Annotated in this window: 9 protein-coding genes; 7 read left to right on the top strand and 2 right to left on the bottom strand. The window is 33.4% G+C overall.

The window, feature by feature from the left end; genetic code table 11:
• Positions 1-6 precede the first annotated feature (6 nt).
• The 5 genes from H7A25_10120 to H7A25_10100 all read left to right on the top strand — a co-directional run bounded on the left by H7A25_10120 (position 7) and on the right by H7A25_10100 (position 10,084).
• Positions 7-5,526 carry an AAA family ATPase gene (locus H7A25_10120; protein ID MCP5500247.1) on the top strand — a complete coding sequence of 1,840 codons (5,520 nt, stop codon included), beginning with the start codon at positions 7-9 and terminating at the stop codon, positions 5,524-5,526.
• An 80-nt stretch (positions 5,527-5,606) separates the two neighbouring features.
• Positions 5,607-6,248 (top strand): hypothetical protein, encoded by a 642-nt coding sequence (locus H7A25_10115; GenBank protein MCP5500246.1) that lies wholly within the window; start codon positions 5,607-5,609, stop codon positions 6,246-6,248.
• A 7-nt stretch (positions 6,249-6,255) separates the two neighbouring features.
• The gene (locus tag H7A25_10110) at positions 6,256-7,986 is read left to right on the top strand and encodes a glycoside hydrolase family 3 protein (protein MCP5500245.1); all 1,731 of its coding nucleotides are present in this window, start codon (positions 6,256-6,258) and stop codon (positions 7,984-7,986) included.
• On the top strand, positions 7,970-9,133 hold the full coding sequence (gene hemW / locus H7A25_10105) for a radical SAM family heme chaperone HemW (protein ID MCP5500244.1): 1,164 nt from the start codon (positions 7,970-7,972) through the stop codon (positions 9,131-9,133). Before H7A25_10110 ends, hemW begins: the two co-directional genes overlap by 17 nt.
• 6 nt (positions 9,134-9,139) lie before the next feature.
• Positions 9,140-10,084, top strand: a complete 945-nt coding sequence (locus H7A25_10100; GenBank protein ID MCP5500243.1) for a metalloenzyme — start codon at positions 9,140-9,142, stop codon at positions 10,082-10,084.
• On the opposite strand, the gene H7A25_10095 is transcribed toward H7A25_10100, so the two are convergent.
• Both H7A25_10095 and H7A25_10090 read right to left on the bottom strand, forming a co-directional pair.
• The gene (locus H7A25_10095; GenBank protein ID MCP5500242.1) at positions 10,081-11,295 is read right to left on the bottom strand and encodes a tetratricopeptide repeat protein; all 1,215 of its coding nucleotides are present in this window, start codon (positions 11,293-11,295) and stop codon (positions 10,081-10,083) included. The two genes, H7A25_10100 and H7A25_10095, sit on opposite strands and share 4 nt — an antisense overlap.
• Complete coding sequence (locus H7A25_10090) at positions 11,292-12,896, bottom strand: hypothetical protein (protein ID MCP5500241.1); 1,605 nt, start codon at positions 12,894-12,896, stop codon at positions 11,292-11,294. The genes H7A25_10095 and H7A25_10090 overlap by 4 nt, the downstream gene beginning before the upstream one ends.
• A 227-nt stretch (positions 12,897-13,123) precedes the next feature.
• Here H7A25_10090 and H7A25_10085 point away from each other — a divergent pair, with 227 nt between their 5' ends.
• Positions 13,124-13,966: a site-specific DNA-methyltransferase gene (locus tag H7A25_10085; GenBank protein MCP5500240.1), complete on the top strand. Its 843-nt coding sequence runs from the start codon at positions 13,124-13,126 to the stop codon at positions 13,964-13,966.
• A gap of 1 nt (position 13,967) precedes the next feature.
• Complete coding sequence (locus H7A25_10080) at positions 13,968-14,696, top strand: cytosolic protein (protein MCP5500239.1); 729 nt, start codon at positions 13,968-13,970, stop codon at positions 14,694-14,696.
• Positions 14,697-14,705 lie beyond the last annotated feature (9 nt).

Below are 14,705 nucleotides of genomic sequence, written 5' to 3'. Positions count from 1 at the left end.
TCCGTTATGATAAGAAATAAATATAAGCTTTTAGAAATCATTCATGAGACTCATAAAACGGTTATACATAAAGCTAAAAATAAGTTAACCGATGAAAACGTGATATGTAAATATCCGGTGAAGGAATATCCATCTTCTTTTGAAATTCAGTATTATAAAAATGAATTTAATATTTTAAATCAAATTAAATTGGATGGTATTTGTAAGGCGATTGAGCTGGAAAAAATGAGTTCTAAACCAGTCCTGGTGATTGAGTTTTTTCAGGGAAAACCCCTATCTAAACTGCCGAATTTATCTGATCTTTCTTTGAAGCTTTATCTTTCTATTTTTATTAATATTGCAAAAGTAATATCCGGTTTGCATAAATGCAATATCATTCATAAAGATCTATCTCTTGAGAATATTTTGTATAATGAAGAGAATTATGAAATTAGAATAATTGATTTTGGAATCTCTACTTCTTTACCTTTTGAATCTACAGATTTTATAAATCCGGAAACAATAGAAGGTAATTTTTTCTTTATATCGCCGGAGCAAACGGGTCGCATTAATAAAGGAATTGATCACAGGACAGATTTGTATTCATTAGGAGTTTGTTTTTATTATCTATTAACAAGAATACTTCCGTTTGAGTCTGAAGATAAACTGGAATTAATATATTTCCATATTGCAAAGATTGCAGAAGAACCTTATAAGATTCATAAAGGGATACCAAAGATCCTTTCTTTAATTGTATCCAAGCTTTTAGCAAAAGAAGCAGATGATAGGTACCAGACGGCTGATGCTTTAATATATGATTTAAATCGTTTATATAAACAATTAGAAAATAATCAAACTATAACTGAATTTCCCCTGGGAGAGGGAGAGAGCAAAGAAAAAATTCAAATAAAACAAAAGCTATATGGCAGAGAAGAAGAACTTAAGATTATGAATGATTCTTTATCTCGTGCTTTCAACGGAAATATGGAGATTTGTCTTGTATCGGGATATTCCGGGGCCGGGAAAACATCCATAGTAAATGAAACTCATAAATTAATTACAGAAAAAAAAGGTATATTTATATCCGGTAAATTTGATCAATTTCAAAAGTCTCAACCTTATTCCGGAATTACACAGGCCTTTAATTCATTTTGTTATTATATTGCAACCGGAAGCTCGGAAAAATTAAATTATTGGAAAACTGAAATTTTACAAATTGTTAAAGAAAAAGGACAGGTTTTAATAGAACTTATCCCTCAACTCGAATGGATTATCGGTCCACAAAAACCAGCTCCTATTTTAAATTCAATTGAAACACAAAATCGATTCAATGAGCTTTTTATTGAATTCTTAAAATGTATTGCTAAACCCGAGCATCCATTTGTATTATTTTTAGATGACTTGCAGTGGGCCGATTTAGCCTCCCTTTCTTTGCTAAGAACAACTTTAAATGAAGTTAAAAATAGTTGTTTATTAATAGTTGGTGCCTATAGAGATAATGAAGTAGATGAGAATCATCCTTTAAGTTCCTTAATAGATGAAATTGTATATACAGGTATTCCGCATTCTATCATAAAAGTTGATAATTTAGATAAAAAAGATATAGCCTTATTGATTCGAGATGCTTTGAATACCGGAGAAAATATTAATACCCTACTTGATTATATTTGTGATAGAACTTACGGAAATCCATTTTTTACTATAGAGTTGTTGAAGTCCTTTGTAGATGAAAGAATCATAGAGTATAATTATGAATCTAATCGATGGATATGGGATGAAGAGTGTTTAAAACAACAGAGCTTCACCGATAATGTTGTAGATTTAATGACTTCAAAGTTAAAGAAATTAGAAGAAAATAAAAAGCAGGTTTTACAGATTGCGGCTTGCCTTGGAAACAAATTTTCTTATGAACATCTTGCTCTTGTCTATGGAGATTCACCTGAAATTCTTCAAAAACGTATTCAGGAAATTATAAAAGAGCGTTATTTTATTAGTATCAGACAACTGACAAATAACGACATCTTCTATAAGTTCAGTCATGATAGAATACAGCAAGCAGCTTATGTACTCTATTCTCAAAAAGAAAGAAAGAAAATTCACTTAAATATTGGAAAAATATTTCTAAAACTTTATGTGAATAACGAAGATAAGATTTTCGAGATTGTCGATCACCTAAATTTGGCCACAGAAAATATCCTGATTCACGAAGAGTTAATTCAAATTATACAATTAAATCTTAAAGCTTCTAAGCGATCTAAAGATTCAAATGCCTATAATGCAGCCTTAAGCTATTTAGAACATGCTTTCCATATCTTAGATAGACTGAAATGTAAAGTGGACTTATGGAAAGACTATCATGAACTGGCTTATGAATTATATATGGTTAGAGGAGATGTAGAATATCTAAATGGAAATTTTGAAAAATCTAAAATGTTTTTATACGAAGCCATTAATAATGCAGCCAGTACACTGGAAAAAGCCCAGGCTTATCTAACTTTAATTACTGAAAATACTTTACAGGCGAATTATGAAGGAGCTATTCAATCGGGTATGGAAGCCTTAAATTATCTTGGAATTGAATTACCTTCAGAAAATTATGAGACTGAGAGAGATAAAATTATTGAGGAAGTATATGCTCTTGTAAACCATCAAACTATTGAACAGTTATATAATATTCCTCTAATGGAAGACTCTAATAAAAAAATGGCAGTTAACCTGCTGATTACGATGGGACCTCCCTGTTATCGATACCATCAGAGGCTCTGGGCGGTGATTGTGGCCAGGGTCGTTAAACTTTGTATAGAATACGGCCATACACCGGAAATTGGCTATGGTTATACAGCCTTTGCCGGGCTTCTCATCTATGTGCATCGTGATTTTTCTACTGCGAAAGTATTTGCTGAATTGGCTAAATGGGTAATGGATGAGAAGATAAATTCACCAATTTCTGCCAGTGTATTTTATCTAATGATGGGTAGTTCTTACAGGCATTGGGTAAAACCTCTGGGAGAAGCCAGTGAAGACTATGAAAAAGCCTATTTAATTGGTTTGGATTCGGGAAATTTACAATATGCGGCCTATGCCTTTGGTCACAACATGTATTGCCTGTTTTTTCAGGGAATGAATTTAAATGAACTTCACGATAAAATTAAAAATTATTCAAATTTCAGTAAAACAAGAAAAAATAACTGGGCTATCGATTTATTAGAAGGTGGGAATGTTATTGTATCAGCATTAAAGGACGAATCGGATGTTCAATTAATTCAGGACAAGGAATATTTAGAACAGTGTAATCAACATAGAAATATTCAGGTATTATGTATATATAATATAATGAAAGCTTATTATTACTATATTATAAATGACTATGAAAACGCTTATCAGACAATAGAAGAAGCCAAAAAAAGAATAATATCGGTGGGAACGCAGGGTTTGTTACCCTATTCTGAATATGTATTTTTATATTCGCTTATTGTTTCGAAGTTATATAAGCAGGAAAAGAAGGAAGAATATTTAACTATTCTTAAATACAATATTTCTTTGTTACGTTTATGGGCAGATAACTCTCCTTATACACATTATCCCAGATTAATGTTATTGGAAGCTGAATCGTATGCAAATGAAAATAAACCTTTAGAAGAAGTAATGAACTTATATGAAAATTCAATACAGGAGTTAGAAAATAATGGTTTTATACAATTAGTAGCTATTGCAAATGAACTTTATTCTGAATACTGGATGAGTCTGGGTAAAGAAAAAATTGCAAAACTTTTTGTGATTGATTCTATGTATGCGTATAAGTATTGGGGAGCTAAAAATAAAGAAAAGAAGCTGCTTAGCGAATATAAAATTCAAAATGTGCCTAATCAAAGTTTATTAGAAAGTTCCATAAGTGAGGGAATGTATTCCGAATACATAAGAACCGATAAATATGATCTGGATAGTGTTTTTCACGCCTATAATACTTTATCAAAAGAAATAGATTTAGATAAGTTAATATATAAAATAATGCATATATTAATTGAAAACGCAGGAGCAACAAATGGTATGTTGCTGTTACAGGAGAGAGAAGAATACATTGTTAAGGTAAAGGGGTTCATCGATGGAAATAAGCTTCTTGTTCAGCCGGCTAACGGAAATGAAAAAATTCCGGATGCAGTGAAATTTTTTGTTATCAGAAGTTTAAGCTCGGTAATACTGCCCAATGCAGTAGAAGATAAACATTATCGAACCGATAAAACGATTCAAACAAATAAAGTAAAATCTCTTCTTTGTGTTCCTATAGTATATAAACAGAAGTTACTAGGTATAATTTATTTAGAAAATAATATTGTAGAGAATGTTTTTAATCAGATCAGGCTGAAATTAGTCTCTTTATTATCGAAGCAAATAGCTATTTCTTTGGAAAATGCTCTTTATGTCGCAGAGTTAGATAAAGCAAAGAAATCTGCCGAAGAAGCGAATAAAGCGAAGTCGGTTTTTTTAGCAAATATGAGTCATGAAATACGAACACCTATGAATGCAATATTAGGCTTTACAGAAATACTTAAAGAACGTCTTCAAAAAGAAAAAGAAAACTATGGGTTTTTAGAAGGCATTCAAAAGAGCGGTCAAAGCTTAATAATGATTATAAATGATATATTAGATCTTGCGAAAATTGAATCCGGCAAGTTGGAGATAAATACAAATCCAACTTTTTTAGAGACTATTGCTCAAGAAGTTCGTGAAATATTTTATATACAAATAAAGCAGAAAGGCTTATTATTTACGAGTAATATTGATCCAAAGCTAAAGATACTATTGTGGCTCGACGAATTACGTTTGCGGCAGGTATTGTTTAACCTTTTAGGAAATTCGATTAAGTTCACAGAGGAAGGAAGTATCAAGCTAAATATAAGTTGTGTTCAAGAATATGATGATTCAAATGAATATGATATTATGATTGAGGTACAGGATACAGGTATCGGGATAGAAAAGGATGAGTTGTTTTCCATTTTTGAACCTTTTAAGCAACAAAAAGGACAGTCACCGACTTACGGTGGAACCGGACTTGGCTTATCTATTACGAAAAGACTCGTTGAAATGATGAAAGGAGATATACGGGTAAAAAGTAAGAAAGGTAAAGGCTCAACCTTCTCGGTGATCCTGAAAGGAATAAAAAGAGTTAATCAGTTGGAAGAAAAAATAGAGAGTAAGAGTGTACTGGATGAAGAAACAAATACAGATTCAAGGATGGAAGATTCAGAATCTACAATTGAGGAGAGTAAGGAATATAAAAACTTATTGATCTCTATTAGAGAGAGAGAGGAGTTTAAAGAATATTTCATAAAATGGTATGATACAAATTTTCTTCTTTTGACTAGACTCAGTATTGGTGGCTTAAAACAACCGGTGAAAGAATTGATTAATAAAGCATCAGAATTTGGTCTGGAAAAATTCGAAGAGTTTTGCTTCTCCCTTGATGAATCGATTCGAATGATTTCCATTGACAACATGAAAAAGCAACTGGAAGATTTAAAAGAAATTTATGAATATTTAAAAAATTAAAATCACTATGAGATGAGCGAAAAAGAGAATCTGAAAAATAATTTCTTGCATTACTTTATTATTTAGTGAATCCTGTAAATATGAAAACGAAATATTGCCTATTAGGCTTGATATTGATACTCTTCTTTATTTCTCCTATTATTGCGGATGCAATAGAGGAGCCGTTTGATAAAAATAGCCCCGTAAATAAGCATCCTTACAGGGAAGATGAAGTGAAATACTTAAAGCCAATAGAAAATTCCAAGGAAAGTATTTTAAAGCTGAGTCAGGAAGTGGAAACTATCCATAGTGAACTTCACAGGTACGATAACGGAATGAAAAACTCTATCCGAATTGATCGTCTTGAAGAATCCGGTAAAATGATAGAGAATGGAAAAACCATATACGTTGATAAATACTTAAACCTTATTTTTGAAAATGGTAAAATGAGTCGAATTATGGTGAATACACGCAAGAAATATTTCGAGCCTGTTGCAGGTTACTCGAATTATATTCTAACCTTTTTTCCGGAGAAACCTGAGACTTCAATCATATTAGCAGAAAATAAATCTTCTGTGAGAGAAGTAAAGTTTGGAGAAATCAGCGAATCTGCGAAATTAGAAATTTTACGTTATGTAGAAAAAAACCTAAAAGAGACGGTCTATAAGCTAGAAATACAACTTCATAAATTTAAAAAGAAAAGAAGAAATGAAGAGCGTATACAGGCTGAAATTTTACAATAGAGGTAGTATGCAAAAAAGATTTTTAATTATAGTGATATCCCTGCTATGTTTTGCAGGGAACATTTTTTCTGATGAATTATCCAGAGAACTAAAAGAAAAGATTTGGTCTGAGGCTTTAAAAATTACTCAACAAATGGATGATAGGCAAAAAGTCGGACAGGTTCTACATTTTGCGATTCCCGGGAAATCTATTACTGAAGAAACAAAGAGAGAACTTAAAAAGTATACTCCCGGTGGAGTCATTCTATTTGCGTATAATTTGGGTACAGAAAAAGAATTGATGAATTTAAACACATCCTTACAGGAGGAAATGAAAAAAAATAAAGCACTTCCTCTCTTTATTTCTACCGATCAGGAAGGAGGTAAGGTAATACGTGTGCAGGATGGAGTTACGGAATTTCCCGGAGCTATGGCTATCGGTCAGGCTTTTGATGAAAAACTTGCTTACAAGGTAGGACTAAGCACATCTTATCAGTTAAATCGCCTGGGCATAAATTTGCTTCTGGCACCTGATTTAGATATAAACAATAATCCGGAAAATCCGGTTATTAACATTCGTTCCTTTGGTTCGGATGCGGAAAGAGTGGTGAAGATGGGACTTGCTTACGAAAGAGGAGCGAGAGTAGGTGGAGCTTTACCGGTTATAAAACATTTTCCCGGGCACGGAGATACAACAGTAGATAGTCATAAAGGTTTACCTTTTATACCTAAAAACAAAGAAGATTTGCTGAAGTTAGAACTCATACCCTTTAAAAAGGCTATAGAAAGCGGAGCCTCTGCTGTTATGAGTGCTCATATTATTTATCCGCTGATAGAGAAGAAATACCCTGCAACCCTTTCCAGGAAAATTTTAAATAACATTCTTCGAAAAGAGCTGGGTTTTGATGGAATGGTAATGACGGATGCCATGGAAATGGATGCCATCTCTAAGAATTTTCAGAAAAAGAATACGGGAAGTCTGGCTATTTATGCGGGAGCTGATGTTGTATTACTTGTAAGTTGGGGTGAGAATATTAAGAAATACTATAATATGATTTATACAAGCCTCAAGAAAAATAAAAAATTTCGTAAGTATTTAGAGTTGGCTGTAGCGAGACAGGTGGCTGCCAAGATACGAACAGGACTTCTACATGAAGAATATTCTGCAATAAAAATAGAAGACCAGGAAATTGCAGAAATGATAGGGAGAAGAAAACGAGAAGCTTTACAGGAGTATACTGAAATTAAAAGTGAAGGTTTGGAGAGTTTGAATTTAAATATTTCTCAAAAAGCTATACGTTCTTATGAAGAAGCCTTTACTCCCTTAGATGTAGAAAGCTTAAAGAATACTTATTTTTTTTTGGGAGAAAAAGCTTTTTCGGAGATCTTAAAAGAAGAAAAACTAACCAATCATTCCTATAAGCAATTAGCTACTGTGCTAAAAAAGGAAGGCAAAAAAAATATAGTATTATATACAAATAAAGAAAAGTCGACTGAATCTGTCTTGAAATTTCTAAAAAAGTATGAAAAAAGAGAAGACCTAAAATTTACTATTTTGCACGGAGGAAATCCCTTTTTTCCCTGGCCGAAAAAAAAGAATGTGAAAGTCTTATTCTCTTTTTCGCCTACAGAAGCTTCCAAGAAGGCCCTGCTATTGAGTTTAATCGGTAAATACGGAACAAACCCTATACCTGCTGCTAACTTAATTTTCGAACGTAAAGAAAAACCGGAAAAACCTGAAAATGGAACCAACCCTTGAAAAAAAGGGAAATACAATAGGGATATACATTCATTATCCCTATTGTGTGCAGAAATGTCAGTACTGCGATTTCTATTCTATTGGTTCAAAAGCTTCTTCCAAAGAAAATGAGAATCTGTTATTTCAAAAATATTCGGAAGAACTAAAGTATCGACTGGAAGAAGAGAGAAGCCTTTTAGAGCTTGAAGTAGATACAGTCTTTATAGGGGGAGGAACACCTTCTCTTGCTTCTGTAGAAAATTATGCTATCCTTATAGATGAAATTCGTTCAAGCTTGAAAGTATCCTCCGATGCCGAAATTAGCATAGAAATTAACCCGGAAGATTTAGATCTTAAACTATTAGATTCTTTAGAGGAAGTAGGTTTTAATCGGATCAATGTAGGAATACAATCCTTTCAAGCTAAATTATTAAAGAATCTGGATAGGTTTTATAACGAAGAAAAGTATCAACAGGTTTTAGAAGTATTATCATCGAAACCCAATTTGCGTAGAGGTATAGATCTTATCTACGGAATCCCCGAACAGACAGAAGATATGTTTTATTCCGACTTAGAACTTGCTATATCTCAGGGTTTACAGCATATCAGTTTGTATTCGCTTACAGTAGAAAAAGACACCCCCTATGAAAGAAAGTTGCTGAATCATTCAGCTCTTCCTCCGAATGAAGAATTACAGGAAGTCCTGTTACTTACTCTTCCCGATTTCATGGAGAAACGAGGCTACCGACAGTATGAGGTTTCTAATTACTCTTTACCCGGCTATGAATCCAAACACAATCTTCGATACTGGTGTATGGAAGCATATCTCGGTCTGGGTCCGGGTGCTCATGCTTATACACAGAAGGGTCGTTATGCAAATCCGAGGTCAGTAGAAGCCTATCTCAGGGGAAACTATGGAACTTATGAACTTTCAGAATATTACGAAGAGTTAATACTGTCTTTATTCCGCTTATTCTTACCTTTTCGGCTTTCCTCTTTTATTAAAGAGCTGGAACCGGAACTACATGAAAAGATGATAAAAACAATCTTAAACTGGCAAAAAAAAGGGTATTGCGATTATCGGGAGGATATTTTTCTCTGGAAAAAAGAATCTGTTTTGCATTTGGATAGTTTTATTTTAGAGCTGGCGAGTTTAAAGGAGTCCTGAGAAATTATGATAAGCTTTGTTTTTATTGATGGAATAGGCTATGGAAAGGATGATTCGGAGAAGAATCCTTTTTCTCGTTTTGCGACAGATTTCTTTTTACCTTTAACCGAAAGAAAATTTCCTCAGGGCTCTATTTTTTCTAAAGGGGAAATGCTTGTCACCGATGCCGGCATGGGTATTGAGGGTTTACCTCAGAGTGCAACCGGACAAACTGCTATGTGGACAGGCATAAACACGGCAAGGGTAATGAAACGTCATATCAGCGGATACCCTACCTTTACTTTAAAGAAAATTATTGCTGAGTATTCTATATTAAAGATATTGAATGAACAGGGAATGAAAGCTGAGTTTTTAAATTGTTATTCTCCTGTATATATAGAGCATATTAAAAAGAGTCAGCGTCATCTTTCGGCTTCTACTTTTATACAACTGGCCAGCGGAAAGCCTTTTAAAAATCTCGATGATCTTCGGCAAAATCGGGGTATTTACATGGACATTACCCACAGGATACTCAAGCAGATTGCCGGTAAAAATCTTCCTAAAAACGATCCCTTACTGGAAGAAAAAGATCCTTATGAAAGAGGAGCTTTACTTGCAGAGATAATGCAGGATTACGATTTTAGTATCTATGAGTTTTTTTTGACCGATAAAGCCGGACATGCACAGGACTGGGAATTTGCAGAAGAAGTGATTCTTTGTCTTGAAGGGTTTATGAGAGGATTAATTGAAAACTTTCCAAAAGAAGGGCAACTTATCTTAACTTCCGATCATGGTAATCTGGAAGATCTTTCGGAAGGAAAGCATACAAGGAATTCGGTACCAACTTACCTGTACGGAAAGCATACAGAGTTTTTTAAAACCAGAATTAAATCTCTGTATGACATTCCCCTCGCAATATATGAACTTCTAAATATAAATGTGAATCCTTATTGGGATGTTATAGAAGATTAGCGTTCGCTTGTATCATCTACTTCATCTTCAGAAGGGATACCATTTTCTTTAGTAGCATCTTCTACTGTTTTTTTCACCGGTGCCTCTGTTTCGGAAGGTGTAACAGTTTTCTTTTGTTCTTCTGGATCAGAATAGATAGCATCTTCCGAAAGTAATTTTAAACATTCCTGCCTGTATTCTTTGGCTTTTTCCGTATAAAAACTTTTAGGAAATTTTTCTTCAGCAGCCTGAAAAAAAGAAGCAGCTTCAGAATATTTCGTCATTCTAAAATATATAGTTCCTTTTCGGTAATAGGCAGCCTGATCTCTTTTTGAACCGGGGTTTTGTAAAACTTTTTCAAAGTAGGGAAGTGCGGACTTAAACCTTCCCAGATTATTATAAGATTCTCCTATGAAATAATAAATCTCTTCCAAGCTTGAACTGTCCGAATAAAGTTTACGGGCTTTATGAAAGTATTTTAAAGCTGACCAGTAATTTTTCTTTAAAAAATAGCGTTTGGCTTTTAAGAAAACACTTAGTTTGTAATTCTGTTTTACTTTGTTGGCATTATTGGCTACATAAGATTTATCTTTTACGTATTCATCGAGAACTTCATAAGAAGCGAGGTCTTTGCCTAAATACTCCAGTACTCTGGCATAAGATAATTTGGCTTGTTGGTTATGAGGATCTTCCTCAAGAGCAAGTGCATAGTTTTTCTTGGCTTTTAAGTAATCTTTCTTGTCAAAGTAAAAATCGGCGATGGACTCTAAAGCTTTGGAACGTAAGGGTTTATCTTCGCTATTCTTTAAAACCAAATTTAAATGGATTTTCCCTTCTTCTTCCTTATTCATTTTTAATAAAAGATTTCCCAGGGCATAACTGAGTTTTTCAGAGTCTTCTTTCTTTAAATTTTTATTGGTATTGAGTTTTCTATAATAAGAAAGTGCGTTTTCTTTGTCGCCGGTCTTATCTAAGGCCCTGGCCAGTCCGTAGCTAATACGAAAATCATAACCTTCTTTGTCGATCTTGGAAAACAGGTTTGTAAAGATAGAAAGAGCTTTTTCTGAACTCTGAAGATTATTTTGTTCCAGTAAAACTTCTCCCTCCCTGATGGTTTCTAAAATCAGCTTTTCTTTTTTCTTATCTCCTTCCACGAAAAAAACGTAGGCGGCCATGGTAAGGCCGGATAGGGTGAGTAAAAGTCCTGCTAATATAAGTAATCTCTTATTCATTCCATTCCTCTTTGTCGGTATTCCAGACACCGTTTAATGTAAAAATCGACCCTTTCTTTGTCGTAATTGTCTTTCACTTCTTTTTGCACAAGAATATTTAAGGCATTTTGAAATTCTCCTAATCGGAAGTGAGAAAGGGCGGTGAAAAAAAGTGCCCTCGCTCTTTTTTCCGGTTGTTCGATACCTTTCAGGTGTTCCTGTAAGGCTTTAATCGTTTCTTTATAATTTTGTTTCTTGAACGACCTGATCATAATTGTGCGAAAACTTGAGTCTATTTCTTTATCGTCTTTTGTCACTTCCTTCTTTTCCGGTTCGACTTTTTCTTCTTTTTTTGTTTCTTCTTTTGTATCTGCGACTTCTTCTTTTTTCTCCGGAACTACTTCTTTGGTTTCTTTTACTGTTTCTTTGGGAATATCTTCTTCCGTCTTTTTAGCAAAGTTCATGATGTACTCAGGGTCAAGCTTTACAAAGGAATTTTTTTCCTCTAAACTGGGGTTTTCTCTGGTAGTTCGATTGGAAACGGTTATACCTACGAATTGGATTCTGGTCTTATCATAAGAGGGTAAGAGGAAAATAGTTTCCGGATGGTAAAGACTGGCTACTTTAGTGGCTTCTCCTGTAATTAAGGGGTTTCCTTCGCCATTCATGGGCCTATAAGCATGGTATACATGGTAGATGGTTTCATTTTTCACGGCATTATCCGGCGGATTCCAAAGGAGTAGAACCTTGTCTTTCTGGGGTTCAAAGTTTAGATTTTTTATGAAAGATTGAGAGATTGGTAGTTCTTCTTTTGTTTCAGGCTTCGGTTCTTCTTTTTTCTCGATAGCTGTATAGGAAACAAAGCTTTTATTTTCTTCGAGAGGAGTATATTCTTTCTCTTTATAGCTGCTACTTACACCAACGTAATAGGTTTTTCCGGGTTCTACCAGTTCCGGTAAAAGATACGAGTTTTCCGGGTAATTCACACGATTGATTTTCATCGCTTTCGTAAAGGAAGAAAGGGTAGATAAGGGTTCTGAAGAGAGATAGATAGTATAAACCGGTTTATAAAGATTGGCTTCAGAGGGATGATTCCATTTCAGTTCAAGTCGCTTTCCGAAAGGAACAATGCTTAAACTTTCTATAAAAATAGGCTTTTCGGGTAAGATTACCTCCTTTTTTGTTTCTTTTACTTCCGGAGGAGGTACCGGTATAATAATGGGAATGGTAGTAAAATTCCCGTCGGCTATGAGTTTTGTGGTTTTATCCCTGACTGTCTTCATGAGAACTACAGCATAGTAATAACTTCCCGGTTCAATATTTTGATCCAGATGAGAAGTATAGGGATTATTCATCGGATCACTCGCATATTTTCCGAGTGAATCGGCAATATATAGCTTTTCGAGGGTATCAATTCGAGATTTTGAACGAGCTAAAATGATTTTACCGGATTCTTCCGGGGCTACCCATTCGATACGAATAGATCGGTTATCGGGCTGAAGATAGGCCCTGATACCTTTTGCTGAGGTTTTTGGATAATCTGTATTCGGTTCCCCCTGAAGAAAAGATAAAGATAAAGCCAGGAACATAAAAAGACCGGCTTGTTTTTTTAAAAGGTTCATAATTTCCTCTTTTTTTCGGCACTGAATGAGTCCTTAAGACTATTATCGTAAAAAAAAATGTCCAGAATAAATTGACGGATAATTACGTAAAAAAAGCAAAAGTCAGGAATATGGCTTTTATCAGACTTCGCCCTGATTTATTCGTTGTGTGAAAAACCTTAAATTTAACAGGTTTAGAGACATAAAAATTTTCTTGAATTAATTATTAAATCAATAAAAATGGTAGCATGTCTAAAAAGCGCCTTCAAAGTTTTGAAATTTATCTTGGAGATTGTTTAGATATTTTATCTAAATTAGAAGAAAATTCAATAGATTTAATAATGACTTCGCCTCCGTACGCAGATCGAAGGGTAAAAACTTATGGAGGTGTTAAACCGGAAGAATATGTTAATTGGTTTTTACCAATTGGTAAAGAATTATTAAGGGTTCTAAAACCAACTGGAACATTTATTCTGAATATCAAAGAAAAATCTGAAAATGGCGAAAGGCATACTTATGTTTTAGAACTTATTTTAGCTATGAGAAAAATCGGTTGGCTTTGGACAGAAGAATTTATTTGGCACAAAAAAAATTCTTACCCAGGAAAATGGCCAAATAGATTTAGAGATTCTTGGGAAAGATTAATTCAATTTAATAAAGAAAGAAAGTTTAATATGTATCAAGAAGCAGTTATGGTTCCAGTTGGCGATTGGGCAAAAAATAGATTAAAAAACTTAAGTGAGACGGATAAAATAAGAGATAATACTAAGAATGGAAGCGGGTTTGGAAAAAATATTTCAAACTGGGTTTCAAGAGATAAAGTTTATCCGAACAATGTATTGCATTTAGCAACTGAATGTAGTAATAAAAACCACAGTGCTGCATTTCCTGAGGCTCTGCCAGAATGGTTTATAAATTTATTTACTATAGAAGGGGATACTGTTTTAGACCCTTTCATGGGTTCAGGTACAACAATTTTAGTAGCAAAGAAAATGTATAGAAAAGCCATTGGAATAGAAATATTACCTGAATATTTTAAGTTAGCCGAAGAACTTTTAAATACGAAGGAAAATCTTTTATTTGTAAATTAAAATGAAAAAGATATCTCAAAAGATTGTAAGCAAATATGTAGAAGATAATATTAGTAGTTTTCATAACTCTAGAATTGAAAGTTTAAAAAAATTAAAATTAGAAACTATTTTAAAAAGAAAAAATCCTTATTTATATAAAGCTAAAAATATTTTAACTTTCCATGATTTAGTAAAGAACATTTTAGATGCTCATTTATCATCGCAGGAAGAAGGAATGTTTGGTGAGTTTCTCGAAAAATTAGCTATTTTTATTTGCTCTCACGTATATAATGGGAAGAAATCTTCAGCAGAAGGTATAGACCTTGAATTTGAAAAAGAAAATATAAAATATATTGTTTCAGTAAAATCTGGTCCTAACTGGGGTAATAGTAGCCAAATTAGAAAAATGTTAGATAATTTTAAAAAAGCAAAAAAAATATTAGGAACTAACACTAGTAGGATGAATATTATTGCTGTAAATGGTTGTTGTTATGGCAAAGATAATGTCCCCGATAAAGGTGAATATTTAAAATTATGTGGTCAAAGATTTTGGGAATTTATTTCTGGAAATGAACTGTTGTATCAAGAAATTATTGAACCTTTAGGGTATAAAGCTAAAGAAAAAAATGAAGATTTTTCTAAAGAATATTCAAAAATTTTAAATCTCTTCAACCAAGAATTAGCTAGTAAATTTTCTTTAGATGGAAATATTGATTGGATAAGCATAGTACATCATAATTCTTCTATGTAGCTTCGAGAT

This window comes from Leptospiraceae bacterium, from assembly GCA_024233835.1.
Classification (GTDB): Bacteria; Spirochaetota; Leptospiria; order Leptospirales; family Leptospiraceae; genus JACKPC01.
The sequence above is the reverse complement of the archived record's forward strand: the minus strand, read 5'-3'. Positions and strand labels throughout refer to the sequence as shown.